Source organism: Gordonia sp. PvP123, assembly GCF_040547295.1.
GTDB lineage: Bacteria > Actinomycetota > Actinomycetes > Mycobacteriales > Mycobacteriaceae > Gordonia > Gordonia terrae.
Genome location: NZ_JBEPPN010000006.1, coordinates 67,615 through 83,437 on the forward strand (window position 1 = coordinate 67,615; position 15,823 = coordinate 83,437).

Sequence of the window (15,823 nt, forward strand, 5' to 3'; positions counted from 1 at the left end):
GGGGGCGAGGGGGCACTGTCATGAACCAACGCGCACATCCACATTCGACGACGCTGACCCAGCCCCCGCCGCACCTGCACGGCCGGTGGCGACACGATCCTCTGCTCACGGTCGGGACGATGGTGGCCCGGGCGTGGTGGCCGGTCTGGCGACCGCTGTCACCGTTGCAACCCGGTGCGGTGAGCGACGGGACCACCAAGGTCCGGATCGTCGGCCGCGAGGTGGTCGCGCGGGACGAGAACGTCATCGCACTCACCCTCGCCGCCGCCGACGGTGGCATGCTGCCGACATGGCGTGCCGGCGCGCACATCGATCTGCTGCTGCCCTCCGGACGCATGCGGGAGTACTCCCTGTGCGGCGACACCGCTGACCGCAACCACTATCGGATCGCGGTGCGCCGAATTCCCGACGGCGGTGGCGGTTCGGTCGAGGTCCACGACTCGCTGCGGGTCGGTGACGTGTTCTCGATCAAGGGACCGCGCAACGCTTTTCCGTTCGCCGTTCCCGGTCACGGGTCGTCCGCCCGCCGCCTCCGGTTCGTCGCGGCGGGAATCGGCATCACCCCGATCCTGCCGATGCTCGCCACCGCCGAACGATTCGGGCTGGACTGGTCGATGATATACACCGGCCGTACCGCCGAGTCCATCCCGTTCCTCGACGAGGTGGCCGCCTTCGGCGACCGCGTCACGATCCGTACCGATGACGTACACGGTCTGCCGAGCATGGCCGAACTCGTCGGTCCCGTGGACGATCCGGCCGACCTCGCCGTCTACTGCTGCGGGCCGGTTCCGATGCTGGAGGGGCTCAGGCGCCGGCTCGCGGCCCGGTCCGACATCGAGTTGCACTACGAGCGTTTCAGCCCTCCCCCGGTGGAGAACGGGACCGACTTCACCGTGACCCTGGCCTCGACCGGCCGGCAGATCCCGGTCGCCGCAGACGAATCCGCGCTCGCCGCGATCCGCCGGGTGGTGCCGTCGGTTCCGTACTCGTGCCAGCAGGGATTCTGCGGCACCTGCAAGGTCAGGACGCTGTCGGGCGAGATCGACCACCGCGACAACATCCTGACCGAGCCCGAACGCGAGGCCGGGACCATGCTCACCTGCGTCTCACGCAGTCCCGGCGGGAACCTCACCCTCGACCTCTGAGCCCTTCTGCTCATCAATCCCAAGGATGTGACCCCCTTCTGCTCCCTGAGGTGCGAGGAGCGTTAGCGACGAGCCACGAAGGGCCCCGTCGCCGACCTCGTCGACAGCAGCCTGCAACCCGGTCCCACTGCCGCGCAACAGGAATGCTGCCGCGATGCCTGCCGTCGCGGTGATGGCGACCGCCGCCCAGACCGCGTTGTGTAAGCCGTCCATGAAGACCTGTTGAACCGCGACCTGAACCGCATCGCCCATCGCGCCCGGCAGGCGGTCCGCCACCTCGACACCGGCCATCACGGACTGCTTCGCCGCGTCGACCGCTTCGGCCGGCACGCCGCCACCCGACAGTCGTTCCCCGACACCGGCTACGTAGGCCGACGTCAGGATCGAACCGAGAACGGCCACACCGAGCGTTCCGCCGATCTCCCGCGTCGTGTCGTTGACCGCACTGCCCGCGCCGGCCTGCTCCGGACGCAGCGCGTCCATGATGAGCTGGGTGCACGGACCGGAGATGAACGCGAGACCCGCCGCCATCAGTGCCATCGACCACACGATGAGTTCCCAGTAACCGGAAGCGCGCGAAGAGATCTCGACGAGTGCGAATCCACCCGACATCAGGAACGCACCGATCACCGAGACGACCCTCGGCCCGAAACGTTGCGACAGCGCCATCGCGACCGGCGACAGCGCCGCCATCACGATCGCGAACGGCAGGGTACGGATCCCGGCGGCCAGCGGCCCGTAACCCTTCACCGCCTGGAAGAACTGGGTGATCAGGAAGATGAAGCCGAACAGCGCGAAGAACGCCACGCTGATCATCCCGGCCGCGGTCGCGAAACGCCGGTTGGCGAAGAGTCGCACATCGAGGATCGGATGCGCGATCCGGAGCTGCGTCGTGACGAACACGGCGAGGATCGCCAGCGCGACAACGACTCCGAGGACCGTGCGCACTTCGACCCAGCCGACATGCGGTGCCTCGATCAGAGTGAAGGTGAGCAGGCCCAGTCCGGCGACAGACAGCACGACGCCGACGGCGTCGAAGCGTGGCACCGCCAGCGGACGGGTGCCGGGAACGACGGCTAGGATCAGCACCAGGGCCAGCACACCGAACGGAATGTTCACCCAGAACACCGAAGTCCACGAGAAGTGTTCGAGCAGCCATCCGCCGAGGACCGGCCCGATGGCCACCGCCACCCCGGACACGGCCGCCCAGATCCCCACCGCCATCGCGCGTTCCCGGGCGTCGACGAAAATGGTGGTGATGATCGCGAGCGTGGCCGGGAAGACCAGCGCCGCAAAGACTCCGAGCCCGGCTCGGCTCGCGATGAGCTGCCCGATGTCCTGCGACGACGCCGCCAGCACCGACACCCCCATGAACCCCACGATGCCGGCGAGGAGCATCCGTCGGTGCCCGAACCGGTCACCGAGGTAGCCTCCGGTCAGCAGCAGACCTGCGAAGACGAGGGTGTAGGCGTCGACGATCCACTGCAGGCCCGAGATCCCGGCGCCGAGGTCGCGGGCGAGCGTCGGGAGGGCCACGTTGACGATCGTGTTGTCGATCATGACGAGTAGTTCGGCGAAGCTGAGGGCGCCGAGCGCCCACCAGCGGATGTGTGCGCGTTCTGTTCGCATCGGATTCTCCTGATCAGGGCCACTCGGGCGATCGTGCTGTCAGCCGGACGAGATCGTTTAGAACATTGTTCCATTGTTGTAGGACACTGTTCTAATCAAGAAGAACACTGTTCTAGTAGGTTGTCAACATGTCCCCCGCGAAGCCCCGCACCCGCACCTCGGCCGCCGAGGTCCGTTCCGCCCTGCTCCGGGCCGGACGAACAATCCTCGAGCGGGACGGCGAGGCCGGGCTGACGGTCCGTGCCGTCGCGGCCGAGGCACAGGTGGCCCCGATGGGGGTCTACAACCACTTCGACGGCCGCGACGGCCTACTCGACGCGCTGGTCACCGACGGGTTCGTCGAGTTCGGCCGGGCCATCGCAGCGACCGACGACGACCCCGTCGCCCGCCTCATCAACTCCGGTCGCTCCTACCGGGCGTTCGCGATCGCCAATCCGGTGATCTACCGGTTGATGTTCTCCGCACAGTGCGCGCCGGAACCGGACGTCGCGCTGGACGCGTTCGCCGTCCTCGTCGACGTCATCCGATACGGCCAGGTGGCCGGGGTGATCATGGCCGGGGACCCGGCCGACCTGGCGATGCTGGCCTGGTCGGCCGTGCACGGCGCGGTGGGACTCGAACTCGCGAGCACCCACCCGCCCCAGATCGACGCGACGGCGGGTTACGAGAAGGTCCTGACCTTCGTGGCGCGCGGGCTGTCCCCGCACCCGGGCTGACGTCAGGGCAGGACGATCGGCGGCAGACCGGGGATCGGGATCGTCACACCGCCTGGCGCACGCGGGGTCCGCGACCGGGGACGAGGTCGGGGCGCCGACTCTGAGGAGGGCGTCGTCGTCTCGGGCGGCGGAGGTGTCGTGTACCGACGCGCGGGTTGCCGGGCCTCGGCAAGGATTGCGGGGTCGGCGAATTCGGGTTCGGGGGTCACGATCGTGCGCTGGGGAAGCGGCGCGGCGACGGCCGGGGCCGGCTCATCGTGTGCGACCGCCAATGCCGTGGCCACACCCACGACGGCCACCGCGCACAGCAGAGCGATCCCCGCGAGCACACGCTTGCCCCCACGCCTCCGCCCGGCACCGACAGCTTGCGGGCCCGTCGTGGGAACGTCGACGAGTTGAAGCGGCCCGGTCGGCGCCGAATCGTCCGGCGGCGAACCCGATGCGGGAACGGTATCGACATCCCGTCCGATGGAAGGCGCAGCCACCGAAGGCGAGCGGGTCGCCGACGATGATTCCGACGCGGTGTCCGTCCCGTCGTGTGACGCGCCCCCGCCGTACGCCGGACCGCCATTCGGCGGGTCCTCGCGAATCGGTTGTCCGACTGCACCATACGTCGCCAGCGCCCCGAACGCCGTGGCCATCGGCGGCGGCGCGCGCTTCACCGCCTCGAAGATCGGGGGGTCGTGGGGTGGATCGTCGCCCTTGTCCGGGCGAACCGTTTCGCCCGGCGACGGGTTCGGCGTATGCGAGTCGGTCGCGTGCTCGGACGTGATGGTCGGTGCAGGCCAGACGTGGACATCGTCGCCGGCGACCTCGTCGGGTTCGGCTGCGTGCCCGCCGGTCGCCACGGGCCGGATCGCGCTCCCCGCGGGTTCGGCGTCGACAACGGGCACCGGGACCGCTCGCGCAACGGCGTCCCGCAGTCCCGGCCAGGCACTCACGCGACCGGTGATGACGACTGCGGGGGCAGCCGCGCCGGCCACGGCCGCGCGGGCGAGTTCTTCGGCCCGCGCGGTGAGTGGGGCGCCGGCTTCGGCGACGTCGCGACGCGCCATCCGGAACAGCCTGATGTGGTCACGGCCCATCAGGAACGTGCCGTCGGACTCGCGGAGCCGTTCGCGACCGCGCGTGACGAGGTCGAGGACCTCCTCGTGCCAGTCGCGCGAGGTCGGCGCGGCCACGCGCCCGACGCGGATGAGGTGCTCGGCGATCACGTGATCGAGGGCGTCCAGGGTGAGACCGGAATCGGAGTAGGAATCGGCGACGGTCCCGCGGGCCGGGTCCATGCGTCCCACCGAGACACCTGCGCACGGATCGAGATCGAACAGGACGATCTCGGCTGTGTCGGGGATTCCGCGGTCAGCCAGCTGGGCGCGCACGGAGTCGGCGACGACAGCGCTGACCGTGACCTCTGCCTGGGCAGACGTCGGTGTCACGGCCGGGTCGGCCACCGTGTCGGTCATCTGGTCAGTTCCTGCACCTCACGTGCACCTCGCCTCAAGCCCCCACCGGCGAGAAGGTGCCCCCTGGACAGTCGCGAGACTCAACCTAGCACGACTCAGCGGATCGAGGCCCCCGGCGCGAATCCGTTCACCTGCTCGGACGGGCTGTTTCGCGGTGCGGGGCGGGTGGGTGCCGGACCGCCCAGCGCGCGGTAGTCCCAGCCGGCGTCGCGCCACATCTGCGGGTCGAGGCAGCGCCGGCCGTCGACGATTCGTCTGGCGCGGACCACGCCATCGAGTTCCTCGGGCGCCATGTGGACGAACTCCGCCCATTCGGTGGCGATGACGACGACGTCGGCCCGGTCGCATGCGTCGCGCGCGGTGGCGGCGTACTGGAGACTCGGCTGCATGCGTCGGCAATTGTCCATCGCCTTGGGATCGAAGACGGTGACCGACGCGCCTTCGAGAGCCAGCCTGCTCGCGACGGCGAGGGCCGGCGAATCCCGGACGTCGTCGCTCTCGGGTTTGAACGCGGCACCGAGGACGGCGACGTTGCGGCCCAACACCTCGCCGCCCAACGCCTCGTAGACCAATTCGACGGCCGCGCCCCGGCGACGCATGTTGATGGCGTCGACCTCGCGCAGGAACCCCACGGCGCGTGGCGCACCCATGTCGTCGGCGCGGGCGGTCAGCGCGCGGATGTCCTTGGGCAGGCATCCCCCGCCGAAACCGAGTCCGGCGTTGAGGAATCGGCGTCCGATACGGGGGTCATACCCGATCGCGTCGGCGAGCGTGTTGATGTCGGCGCCGGCGATCTCGGCCAGTTCGCTGATCGCGTTGATGAACGAGATCTTGGTGGCGAGGAACGCGTTTGCCGAGACCTTGACGAGTTCGGCCGTGGCCCAATCGGTTTCGATGAGCGGAACGCCGGTTTCGAGGATCTCACGGTAGATCTCGCGGATGACCTCGCCCGCCGACGATTCGGCGGCGGGGTCGTAGGACGGATCGTCGAGCGACCCCAGACCCAGCACCAGGCGGTCCGGTTCGAGGGTGTCCTCGACGGCGAACCCCTCCCGCAGGAATTCCGGACTCCATGACAGCTCGATGTCGGCACCGGAGTGCGTCAAGACCGAGATACGCTGCGACAGTTCGGCACACGTGCCGACGGGTACGGTGGACTTCCCGATGATCAGGTGCTTGCCGCGCAGTGTGGGCACGAGTGAGTCGACGGCGGCGTACACATGCGACAGGTCGGCGCGATGCCCGCGCGGCTCCTGCGGGGTACCCACCCCGAGAAAGTGGACCGAGGCGTGGTCGGCGGCGGCGAGATGGTCGGTGGTGAAGCGCAGCCGTCCGGCGTCGATGTTCCGCCGGAGGATGTCGGAGAGACCGGGTTCGAAGAACGGGACCTCACCGGCCTGGAGACGCTCGATCTTGAGCGCGTCGACGTCGATGCCGACGACGTCGTGCCCGAGTTCGGCCATGCAGGCCGCGTGTGTGGCACCGAGGTAGCCGCATCCGATCACCGTGAGCTTCATGAAGGCTACGGTTACCCACGCGGTGCGGCCGGTAACCATCTCCGCCGTGGCGGAGGGTGATCCGGTAGGTGAACTTCCGGTCGGCCCTAGTCGTTCTTCTGGAAGTTGAGGTACGCCTTCGACGGTGTCGGACCGCGTTGCCCCTGGTATTTCGAACCCACCGACGCACTGCCGTACGGCTCCTCGGCCGGGCTGCTGAGGCGGATGAGGCAGAGCTGGCCGATCTTCATCCCGGGCCAGAGCGTGATCGGCAGGTTGGCCACATTGGAGAGTTCGAGGGTGATGTGGCCGGAGAAGCCGGGGTCGATGAAGCCCGCCGTCGAATGCGTGAGCAAGCCGAGCCGGCCGAGCGACGACTTGCCTTCCAGCCGGCCGGCGAGGTCGTCGGGCAGTGAGCACACCTCGAGGGTCGACCCCAGCACGAATTCGCCCGGGTGCAGCACAAAGGGCTCGCCGTCGGCCGGTTCGACCAGCGAGGTGAGTTCGTCTTGGCGCTGCGCGGGGTCGATGTGGGTGTAGCGGGTGTTGTTGAACACCCGGAACAGACCGTCGAGCCGGACGTCGACGCTGGAGGGCTGGACGAGGGCGGGATCGAACGGATCGATGGCGAGGCGCCCGTCAGCGATCTCGGCGCGGATGTCGCGGTCGGAGAGCAGCACGGTGTCGAGGTTATCGAATGGTCAGGGAGGGTCTGCGCCGGTGTCGGTCGGCGCCGATGATCCCCGGTCGTCGGGTGCGGCCGTCCGGCGCTGGCGGACGTCGGCGCGCATCCGGTCGAGGATCGCGTTGGTGCGATGGGCATGGTTGGTCCGCGGCGTCAACGACGGATGCGAGCGGGGCGGGTGCCAGACGGCGCGGCCGGCGTCGACCCCTTCGGTGGCGATGGTGGTGGCCCACTGATCCACCCCGGTGCCGACCACTCGGTTGTGTGGTGGGCAGGCGGTCGCGAGGGTGTCGAGGTCGGTGGAGCCGTGGTGGGCGTCCCACTCGACTACATGATGGATCTCGCAGTCGAACGACGGCCGCGTGCATCCCGGGAAGGTGCAGCCGCCGTCGCGGGCGACCGCGGCGATTCGTTGTGCGCGTGAGGCCAATCGTCTGGACCGTCCGAGATAGAGCACCTCACTGGAGTGGTCCCGGAACACCGCGAGATGATGCTGCGCGTCGGCGGCAAGGTTGATGGCGTCCTTGACGGGTAGGAGGGTTCCGGTCGCGGTCCGTGCCGGGTCGCCGGCCGCGTCGCGCAGCGCCGATTCGGTGATGGAGACGACAAGGTGTGGCGGCAGCCCGTGGTGCGAACCCCCGAGGGCGCCGGCGTCGAGCACGAAACGCAGCATGGCGCGGAACGCGTCATGGTTGCGCTTCTCGGCCGAACGCTCGTCGCGTCCGGCCGCTGCGGCGAGGGCATCGGGGTGCGCGGCTTCGGGGCTCCCCGTGGGCGATTCGGGGTCGGCGGGGTTGTTCATCCCGGGCGCCGCCCACACCGCCAGGACGACGTCGAGCATCGCACGCGTCGTCGGGTCGAGGGTGGCGGTCAGGCGGGACATGAGTTGGGCGTCCTGCGGCCCGAGCTTGAGCCCACGGTTGCGCGCACGATCTCGGTCGTCGGTGATGGTTCCGTCCGGGTCGAGATGGGCCAGGATGCGGGCACCGAGGTCGCGGAGCGCCGACGGGTCGTAGTCGCGGGCGTAGTGCGCGAGAGTCGCTTCGGCAGCGTCCTTCTCGGCGGGGTCGACGTCGGCGGGGATCTTGCGCATCACCTCGATGACGACGTCGACGTGCCGACCCGAGATCTCGCCGTCGGCAACACCTTTCGCTGTCTCGAGGAAACGTGGCTCGAGCGGGACGCCCTGCATGTCGGGGAACTTGCCCAGTGCCCACACGCGGTTCATCAGGCGGGTCGCCTCGCCGCGCCGGTTCAACGCGTGGCACAGGAAATTGGAGACTGTCTGACAGCCCATCTTCCGGTAGGCCGACCGCTCGTCGATGTCGACGATGTGGTCGGTGAACGCCGACAGCATGCGCCGTTCGGCGCGCTCGTGCTGGATCGCGACCTGGAGTAGCTCGGTCTCCGAGCAGTCCGTGGACGTCGTCTCGGCGATCTCGTCCAGCAGCGCATGCAGGCGCTCGTACTGGTCGAGCAGAAGTGGTTGTGGTGCAGATGGCTCGGTTGAAGCCATGATTTCATCCCCCATCATCATGGCTTAACTCGAAACTGTGTTCGAGCCTACCGGGCGGCCGCCGGTAGCGCAACCCTTGTTCATGAGTTGTTCTGCGTCGCAACCGAATCGCATCGGGTCAGTCCGTCCCATCGCCGGCCAGATGTAGCACTTCGTAGCGCCCAGCGCGACGATCCGCGACATCTGCGCGTCCCGACGACCGTCCCGGCCACCGGTTTGCTAGGCTGTCGATCGCGAGTCCAGCACTCGCACGCCGATGTAGTTCAATGGCAGAACATCAGCTTCCCAAGCTGAATACGCGGGTTCGATTCCCGTCATCGGCTCCACCATTCTCGGACGCGATCCACAACCGAGCGGCCACGTGCAATCATCAGACGAACCGGGCCGGCGCCACTGTCGGCCCTCGTCATCCCAGGACGCACACATGCATCTGCCCGCGGTGAGAATTCCGATTCTGGTGCTGTGCATCGGCCTGCTCGTGAGCTGGATGATGCCTCCGCCCGCACAGGCGGCTCCCAACCGGGTGAAGGCCACGTCGACCGGATTAACCCTCGACGGACGCCAGTGGTGGCCATCCGGGTTCGACGCGTACCAGCTGGCCACCGACTGGTCGGTGAACGCCGGGTGCGGAGCGATGGTGGATCTCGACGACTATTTCGCTGTCCTACCCCCGCATTCGCTCACCCGCTTCAATCTGTTCGCTCGACTGGCGGTGAACAAGTACACCCAGCAGTTGGATTTCGGGCCGATGGACGCCGTCTTCGACGCCGCGGCGCGGCACGATCAGATGGTCCTACCGGTCCTGGCCGCCGCCGACGGCGCCTGCGAGAGCGGAGTTTTCAAGGAACGCGACTGGTACCGATCGGGCTGGCGAACGGCCGCCGGAGCGGGCGGACTCACGTTCGAGGAATGGGCGCGGACGGCAGTGAGACGCTGGAAGGCCAGCCCGGCGCTGGCGGGATGGGAATTGGTGGGTGAACCCGAGCCGTCCGTCTGTGGCGATCAGACGTGTGCCTGGCAACAGCGGTCGTGCCCGGTCGACGCCGCGCGCGTACTGCGGTCCTTTTTCGGCAGTGCAGGTGCCATGGTCACCCGACTGCACGGCGGGGCGGTGATCTGGTCCGGCTTCACCGGCGGTGGCCAGTGCGGCACCGCCGGACCCGACTATCAGTACGTCGCGGGCTCCCCGTATCTGGATGTCCTGGACTACCACGACTACGGTGCGGACGGAGTCGCGCTCCCCGGGGATCAGTGGAACGGGCTGGCCGAACGTCTACGACAGGCGCGCGCAGTCGGAAAACCTCTCGCCGTGAACGAGATCGGCCAGTTCGCCGGTTCGTGCGGTTCGAGGTCCGGGCGCGTCAACGACTTCCGGACCAAGGTCGCCGGTCAGCGGGCGGCCGGGACGGCAACCGCACTGTTCTGGGCGTTCGTCCCGGACCCGCGGGACGACCAGTGCACTTACGACATCGGTCCCGGCGACCCGGTGCACGACCTGGTCGCCGAACTGACCCGTCTCGATTGAGGCCCGGCACCCAGGCAACAGCGCAACGCCCGGCCGACGGGCCGACCGGCCGTTAGACTCTGCCGGTGTCCAGTCCCCTGGGGATCACCCCCGACGAGTCTCTGCGCAAGGGACTTCAGAGTCGCCACATCAGCATGCTCGCGCTCGGCGGCGCCATCGGCACCGGCTTGTTCGTCGCGTCGGGCGCCACCATCTCCGACGCGGGCCCGGGTGGCGCCATCCTGGCGTATCTGCTGATGGGCTGCATGGTCTTCTTCCTCATGCAGAGCCTCGGCGAGATGTCGGCATACATCCCGTGCAGCAACCCATTCGAGGAGTACGGCAAACGCTTCGTGAGCAAGTCCTTCGGTTTCGCCGCCGGGTGGAACTACTGGCTCAACTGGTCGGTCACCCTGGCCGCCGAGTTGGTGGCCGCCGGGCTGATCATGAAGTACTGGGCCCCTGACGTGCCGTCGTGGATCTGGTCGATCGTCTTCCTGGCGGGTCTGCTGGCCCTGAACCTGTTCGCGGTCAAGGCGTTCGGCGAGGCCGAGTTCTGGTTCGCGGCGATCAAGGTCATCGCGGTGGTCGTCTTCCTCATCGTCGGCGTGCTGCTGATCCTCGGGGTCGTCGGCGACCGCCCGTCGCCGGGGTTCAGCAATTGGACGATCGACGACGCTCCGTTCGTGGACTTCCCGCTCGGCATGTTGTCGGTCTTCCTCATCGCCGGCTTCGCATTCCAGGGCACCGAGATGATCGCGGTCGCCGCCGGCGAGGCAGTCGAACCGAAGACCGCGATTCCTCGTGCGGTGCGCACCGTTTTCGTGCGCATCCTGCTGTTCTACATCGGCACCCTCACCATCATCGCGTTCCTGATCCCCTACACCGACCCCAATCTGCTGAATGCCTCCGAGGAGAACATCGCGGTCGCCCCGTTCACCCTCGTGTTCTCCGAAGCGGGGATCGCGGTGGCGGCATCGATCATGAACGCCGTGATCCTGATCGCGATCCTGTCGGCGGGCAATGCGAGCCTGTTCGCGGCAACCCGCGCGTTGTACGGCCTGTCGGTTCAGGGCAACGCGCCGCGTGTGTTCTCGTGGGTCACGCGATCAGGTGTGCCACTCCTCGCCGTGGCCGCGACGACGGCCATCGGTGCCCTCTGCTTCCTGGCGAGTCGGGTGGGCGACGGTCGCGCCTACGTCTGGCTCGTCACCGCCTCGTCGGTGGCCGGTTTCATCACGTGGATGGGTATCGCCTGGGCCCACTATCGGTTCCGGCGGGCGTGGCACGCGCAAGGTCTGGACCTCGGCAGACTCCCCTACAAGGCCTGGCTCTATCCGGCCGGACCGATCATCGCGTTGCTCATGTGCGTTGCAGTCATCGCCGGCCAGAATCTCCCGGCGATCCGCGACGGCTCCGCGGGAAATCTCGAACTGTGGCTCACCGCCTACGGTGCGCTGTTCGTGTTCCTCGCGCTGTGGTGGGGCCACAAGGTGATCACGCGCAGCCCGAGCGTGGACCTGCTCACCGCCGATCTGTCACCCACGTCGGCTGCGTCGGCGCACCGCGACCCGGATCCGGACCTCGTCGGCTGACCCGCTCGTCGGGCACTAGCCAAGTGGGGCTTCGGGTCTCGCCCAGTCAGCTCGCGCCGCCGCGAATGGGCAGTAGGCTCGGTCCATGCAGATCGTTCCCGAGATCGTCGACGTCGACCCGGTCGAACTCGCGGTGGTACGAAAGACCGTGGCCATGGACGAGATAGAGGCCTTCTACGACTCGGCGTTCCCGCTTCTGGTGTCGAGCATCGAGCAGTCGGGGCGCACGATCGCCGGACCGGCGTACGGCTTGACCTTCTCCATGCCGTCGGAGACTCCCGACGGCATGGTCATGGACATGGGGGCCGCGTTCCCCGTCGATGCGCCGTTCCCCGACACAGATCAGGTGTTCGGGATGCGGACTCCGGGCGGGCAGATCGCCCGCCATCTACACCAGGGCAGCTACGACCTGCTGCCCGAGTTGTATGCGGCGGTCTTCTCGTGGATAGACGAACAGGGCCTCACGCCTGGCGAGTTCGCGTGGGAGGTTTACGTGACCCCGCCGACTCCCGACGCCGACCCGGACAGCCTGCTCACCGAGATCGTCGTGCCATTGTCCGTCGCGCACATGTAGGCCGCCTCGAGGCCGGGCCGATCAGCCGACGAGCTCGGCGATGTGGTTCAACGAGTTACGCAGATGGTCGTCGGCGAACGGCGGGAACTCGATGTACTCGCGGATGTAGGTGGGTACGGCCGACCAGTCGTAGGTCAAGGTGAGCTCGGTGCACGACTCCCCAACCGGCGCCAGGTCGTACCGCCAGGTCCAGCCGCCGAACTCGAGCTCCCCCGAGTCGTTGCGCTGTCCTGGTTGCCACGCTATCGCCGACACCGGTTCGATCACCTCGACCCGGTTCTCCATCAGGTAGTCACCGTCCGGATGGTTCGAGTGGTACATGTTCATCCGGAAGAGCTGACCCACCTCCCGCAGCGGTGTCGTGTCGACTGCGTCCCGAACCCAGCCGGTGCCGTCGATGGCCTGGTGGGTGCGCGGGTCGGCGAGCGTCGCGAACACCTGGTCGGGTGTGGCGGAGATCGTGAGGCTGACGGCAACGCTGTCGTGAGTCATGCTGCTGACCCTTTCTGGTCGGGTTCCCCGGATCGGGGCGTGGACACAGGGGTTGACCCGAACCGGCATCGACACTCATCGGTGACTCGAGCCTCATCTCTCCGCGACGTTCCGGACGTCTCCGTAGCCCGGCTCGACACCCGAACGCATGTCATCCTCGTGAGATGGACCTGCGCCTGACTCGCGAACGTTTCGCCGCCGCGCGGTCGGTCACGCTCGCCACGGTGTCGCCCTCCGACACACCGCACCTGGTCCCCGTCGTATGCGCAATCGATGACGACGTCATCTACACGTGCGTGGATCACAAGCCGAAACGCACCACCGCACTCCGTCGTCTCGCCAACATCGCGAACAATCCCGCGGTGTCGCTCTTGGCTGACCAGTACTCCGACAACTGGGATGAACTCTGGTGGGTGCGGGTCGACGGCCGGGCACACGTCGTCGACGCCGGTGACCCCGTCGGCAGTCACGGCATCGACACGCTGGCCGCGAAGTACCCGCAGTATCGACAACGACGGCCCGAGGGACCGGTGATCGTCGTGGAGTCCCTGACATGGCACAGCTGGTCGGCGACCTCGTAGGCGGCGGGACCGAGGAGGCGATCGTCACCCTTCGCCGCGCCTGGGAATGACCCGGCACGAGCCCTCGTTGCGCGAATGGTCATCAAGATCGTCGAACAATGAGGTGCAGTTGTGAAGATCGGGATCATCGGTGCGGGATTCATCGGCGGGACGCTCACGCGTCGTCTGACATCGCTGGGACACGAGGTGCGGGTGGCGAACTCGCGCGACCCGGAGACGCTGGCCGAACTGGCGTCCGAGACGGGTGCCACGGCGGTGTGGGCGGCCGACGCCGCGCAGGACGCCGATTTGGTGATCGTCAGCATCCCGCAGAAGAACACCCCCGACCTCGCGCCGGGCATCCTCGACGCCCGCAAGGCCGACGCGCCGGTCATCGAGACCAACAACTACTACCCGCAGCAGCGCGACGGGAAGATCGAGGCGATCGAGAACGGCACACCCGAGAGCGTCTGGGTGTCGGAACTGCTCGGCGTGCCGGTGTACAAGGTGTTCAATGGCATCTACTGGAAGCACCTGCTGAACAAGGGCGTACCGGCGGGCACAGAGGGCCGTATCGCGCTGCCGATCGCCGGCGACGACCCCGCCGGCAAGGAGATCGTGTTCCGCGTCGTCGACGAACTCGGGTTCGACCCGGTCGATGCCGGTCCGCTCGCCGAGTCGTGGCGTCAGCAGCCGGGGACTCCGGTGTACGGCAAGGACTTCGGTGTCGACGACACGATCAAGGCTCTCGCCGAGGCATCGCCCGAACGCACCGCGGAATGGCGCGCCTGACGCACCCTCGCCAAGGGGGCGGCACGTCACGGCGTGAGATCACCGACGCTTCGGACGTCCCGACCCGCGCCGCGCACTCTTGCCGGGGACCTTCCCGGCCGCCTCGCGTGCCGCCCTCTTCGCCGCCGCTTTCTCCTTGGCCGATCGCTTCGGCGCCTCGCCGGTGCGTCCGCGCGAGGACGTCGGCTTGCGGCCACGCACGATGCCGATGAACTCGTCCGCCGATTCTGTTGTGGGAGCAGGCCACAGGAGCCCCACGGCACTCGTCGGCGCGTCGATCACCGGACGGTAGACGAGGTCCTTGCGGTGATGCAGACGCGCCAGCGACTGCGGTACGAGCAGCACACCGACGCCGGCTGCGACGAGTTCGACTGCGTCACCGGCGGTCTCGGGCCGGTGCTCCACCGCCGCACCCGGGCGGTCCGGCACCGTCAACGGCTCGTCCAGCGGCCAGAGGAGCTGTTCGTCGGCGAGATCGGCCAGCGTCATCTCCTCACCCGCCGTCAGGACATGGTCTTTCGGCACGACGACGACGGTGCTCTCCTCGTACAGCTCGATGGTGTGGTGCTGCCGTGCATCGCCGTACCGGAGGGCCTCCGGCAACCGCGTGATCGCCATGTCCACACGCCCCTCCGCGACCGCCTCCGCGCAGTCCGCGACATCGAGCGCGACGAGTTCCAACGGCACATCGGGACGACGCTCCGCCCAGATCCCGACCCATTTGCTCGGTGTGACGCCCGGGACGTACGCCAGCCGGAACGCGGGGGCCTCGCCGGCAGCGTGAACGTCGGGTGTGGTCACGTCCACAGGCTACCGCCCGATACCCTCGACGAATGAGCTCGCAGTCGATGAAGCCGGCCACCGCCGCCAAGAAACTGGACGTGTACCTGCCGGCCACTCCTGCGGAATTCCAGCAGGGCCCGATCACCCGGGCCGAACTCGCCGCCCTCCAGGCCGACCCGCCGGAGTGGCTCCGCACGCTTCGTGCCAACGGGCCCCATCCGAAGAACCTCGTCGCCGCCAGGCTGGGGATCTCCAATTCGGGCCTCGTCCGCGGCGGCATCACCGAGGCCCTCACGACGGCCCAGATCGACGACCTCCTCAGCGAGATGCCGGATTGGCTGGCCGCCGAACGCGCCACCCAGATCGAAGTCCGGCGCGAGGAGCGGCGCGTCAAGTCCCTCCACGCCGACACGCGGCGTGCTCGCGACGAGGCCGACGCCGACCCCGAGGGCTGACCGACCCTGCACAACGACTCCTGATACCGGCGAGATCTGGGTATACTACGTCCGATTCGCCGGTTTGCGGCCTGCCCGCACCTTCCGCTAGGAGTTCGTGTGCAGCACCGCATCCCGGGCCGATGGGTTCGATTCACACTGGCGGCCGTCGCGTGTGTGGCCGCATCGTCGGCGGTCACAGGGGTCCAGACAGCCTCTGCTGCACCATCGCCCACACCTGTCGCCGGGTCGGTCAGCGCCGCGGGCCCTGCCCGTGCATGGGACGTCCAGGCGTGGGTGTCCGGCATCGACGGGGCTCCCGCACGAAAGGCGGGCTCCGCGCGCACGGACCGCGCGGGCAATTTCCGACTCGAGCCGACGTCTCACCCCGACGCACGCCAGGCCTTTTACCTGACGGCCGCACCGGTCGGACGTAGAG

At 68.2% G+C, this 15,823-nt stretch carries 15 protein-coding genes and 1 tRNA gene; 9 read left to right on the top strand and 7 right to left on the bottom strand.

The annotated features are described in order from the left end of the window. The first annotated feature begins 20 nt into the window (after positions 1-20). Positions 21-1,145, top strand: coding sequence for a PDR/VanB family oxidoreductase (locus ABIC25_RS12835; protein WP_354561743.1), 1,125 nt, complete (start codon positions 21-23; stop codon positions 1,143-1,145). On the opposite strand, the gene ABIC25_RS12840 is transcribed toward ABIC25_RS12835, so the two are convergent. Then, on the bottom strand, positions 1,107-2,774 hold the full coding sequence (locus ABIC25_RS12840) for a DHA2 family efflux MFS transporter permease subunit (RefSeq protein WP_354561744.1): 1,668 nt from the start codon (positions 2,772-2,774) through the stop codon (positions 1,107-1,109). The genes ABIC25_RS12835 and ABIC25_RS12840 overlap by 39 nt on opposite strands. Before the next feature lie 128 nt (positions 2,775-2,902). Here ABIC25_RS12840 and ABIC25_RS12845 point away from each other — a divergent pair, with 128 nt between their 5' ends. Then, positions 2,903-3,490: a TetR/AcrR family transcriptional regulator gene (locus ABIC25_RS12845; RefSeq protein WP_239401269.1), complete on the top strand. Its 588-nt coding sequence runs from the start codon at positions 2,903-2,905 to the stop codon at positions 3,488-3,490. 2 nt (positions 3,491-3,492) lie between these two features. Here ABIC25_RS12845 and ABIC25_RS12850 read toward each other — a convergent pair whose 3' ends face one another. The 4 genes from ABIC25_RS12850 to ABIC25_RS12865 form a co-directional block, all read right to left on the bottom strand. After that, on the bottom strand, positions 3,493-4,953 hold the full coding sequence (locus tag ABIC25_RS12850) for a hypothetical protein (protein WP_354561745.1): 1,461 nt from the start codon (positions 4,951-4,953) through the stop codon (positions 3,493-3,495). Between the two features lie 95 nt (positions 4,954-5,048). Continuing rightward, positions 5,049-6,470, bottom strand: a complete 1,422-nt coding sequence (locus ABIC25_RS12855) for a UDP-glucose dehydrogenase family protein (protein WP_248643817.1) — start codon at positions 6,468-6,470, stop codon at positions 5,049-5,051. Positions 6,471-6,556: 86 nt separating this feature from the next. Beyond that, positions 6,557-7,129 carry a dCTP deaminase gene (dcd, locus tag ABIC25_RS12860; RefSeq protein ID WP_004022432.1) on the bottom strand — a complete coding sequence of 191 codons (573 nt, stop codon included), beginning with the start codon at positions 7,127-7,129 and terminating at the stop codon, positions 6,557-6,559. 21 nt (positions 7,130-7,150) lie between these two features. After that, a complete protein-coding gene (locus ABIC25_RS12865) occupies positions 7,151-8,650 on the bottom strand; it encodes an HNH endonuclease signature motif containing protein (protein WP_354561747.1) in 1,500 nt (499 codons plus the stop codon). 252 nt (positions 8,651-8,902) lie between these two features. On the opposite strand from ABIC25_RS12865, the gene ABIC25_RS12870 reads away from it, so the two are divergent. The 4 genes from ABIC25_RS12870 (at position 8,903) to ABIC25_RS12885 (ending at position 12,323) form a co-directional block, all read left to right on the top strand. Continuing rightward, positions 8,903-8,976: transfer RNA gene (locus ABIC25_RS12870), tRNA-Gly, on the top strand. Between the two features lie 98 nt (positions 8,977-9,074). After that, complete coding sequence (locus ABIC25_RS12875; protein ID WP_354561749.1) at positions 9,075-10,175, top strand: beta-mannosidase; 1,101 nt, start codon at positions 9,075-9,077, stop codon at positions 10,173-10,175. A gap of 65 nt (positions 10,176-10,240) precedes the next feature. Then, on the top strand, positions 10,241-11,749 hold the full coding sequence (locus tag ABIC25_RS12880; RefSeq protein ID WP_064570314.1) for an amino acid permease: 1,509 nt from the start codon (positions 10,241-10,243) through the stop codon (positions 11,747-11,749). 85 nt (positions 11,750-11,834) lie between these two features. Then, positions 11,835-12,323 (top strand): GyrI-like domain-containing protein, encoded by a 489-nt coding sequence (locus ABIC25_RS12885; protein ID WP_354561751.1) that lies wholly within the window; start codon positions 11,835-11,837, stop codon positions 12,321-12,323. A gap of 21 nt (positions 12,324-12,344) precedes the next feature. Here ABIC25_RS12885 and ABIC25_RS12890 read toward each other — a convergent pair whose 3' ends face one another. Further along, on the bottom strand, positions 12,345-12,815 hold the full coding sequence (locus tag ABIC25_RS12890) for an SRPBCC family protein (RefSeq protein ID WP_354561752.1): 471 nt from the start codon (positions 12,813-12,815) through the stop codon (positions 12,345-12,347). Positions 12,816-12,979: 164 nt separating this feature from the next. Between ABIC25_RS12890 and ABIC25_RS12895 the strand changes: the two genes are divergently transcribed. Beyond that, positions 12,980-13,396, top strand: a complete 417-nt coding sequence (locus ABIC25_RS12895; protein WP_354561754.1) for a TIGR03668 family PPOX class F420-dependent oxidoreductase — start codon at positions 12,980-12,982, stop codon at positions 13,394-13,396. A gap of 111 nt (positions 13,397-13,507) precedes the next feature. After that, positions 13,508-14,167, top strand: a complete 660-nt coding sequence (locus ABIC25_RS12900) for an NADPH-dependent F420 reductase (protein WP_239401249.1) — start codon at positions 13,508-13,510, stop codon at positions 14,165-14,167. Positions 14,168-14,206: 39 nt separating this feature from the next. On the opposite strand, the gene ABIC25_RS12905 is transcribed toward ABIC25_RS12900, so the two are convergent. Beyond that, positions 14,207-14,974, bottom strand: a complete 768-nt coding sequence (locus ABIC25_RS12905; RefSeq protein WP_435529082.1) for a LysR family transcriptional regulator substrate-binding protein — start codon at positions 14,972-14,974, stop codon at positions 14,207-14,209. Between the two features lie 41 nt (positions 14,975-15,015). Here ABIC25_RS12905 and ABIC25_RS12910 point away from each other — a divergent pair, with 41 nt between their 5' ends. Next, positions 15,016-15,405 (top strand): DUF5997 family protein, encoded by a 390-nt coding sequence (locus tag ABIC25_RS12910; protein ID WP_354562028.1) that lies wholly within the window; start codon positions 15,016-15,018, stop codon positions 15,403-15,405. Positions 15,406-15,823: the final 418 nt, after the last annotated feature.

Coding starts and splice junctions, on each gene's coding strand:
- ABIC25_RS12835 (WP_354561743.1), top strand. CDS start 21: ATGAACCAACGCGCACATCCACATTCGACGACGCTGACCCAGCCCCCG.
- ABIC25_RS12910 (WP_354562028.1), top strand. CDS start 15,016: ATGAAGCCGGCCACCGCCGCCAAGAAACTGGACGTGTACCTGCCGGCC.
- ABIC25_RS12845 (WP_239401269.1), top strand. CDS start 2,903: ATGTCCCCCGCGAAGCCCCGCACCCGCACCTCGGCCGCCGAGGTCCGT.
- ABIC25_RS12865 (WP_354561747.1), bottom strand. CDS start 8,650: ATGGCTTCAACCGAGCCATCTGCACCACAACCACTTCTGCTCGACCAG.
- ABIC25_RS12850 (WP_354561745.1), bottom strand. CDS start 4,953: ATGACCGACACGGTGGCCGACCCGGCCGTGACACCGACGTCTGCCCAG.
- ABIC25_RS12840 (WP_354561744.1), bottom strand. CDS start 2,774: ATGCGAACAGAACGCGCACACATCCGCTGGTGGGCGCTCGGCGCCCTC.
- ABIC25_RS12890 (WP_354561752.1), bottom strand. CDS start 12,815: ATGACTCACGACAGCGTTGCCGTCAGCCTCACGATCTCCGCCACACCC.
- ABIC25_RS12875 (WP_354561749.1), top strand. CDS start 9,075: ATGCATCTGCCCGCGGTGAGAATTCCGATTCTGGTGCTGTGCATCGGC.
- ABIC25_RS12855 (WP_248643817.1), bottom strand. CDS start 6,470: ATGAAGCTCACGGTGATCGGATGCGGCTACCTCGGTGCCACACACGCG.
- ABIC25_RS12895 (WP_354561754.1), top strand. CDS start 12,980: ATGGACCTGCGCCTGACTCGCGAACGTTTCGCCGCCGCGCGGTCGGTC.
- ABIC25_RS12885 (WP_354561751.1), top strand. CDS start 11,835: ATGCAGATCGTTCCCGAGATCGTCGACGTCGACCCGGTCGAACTCGCG.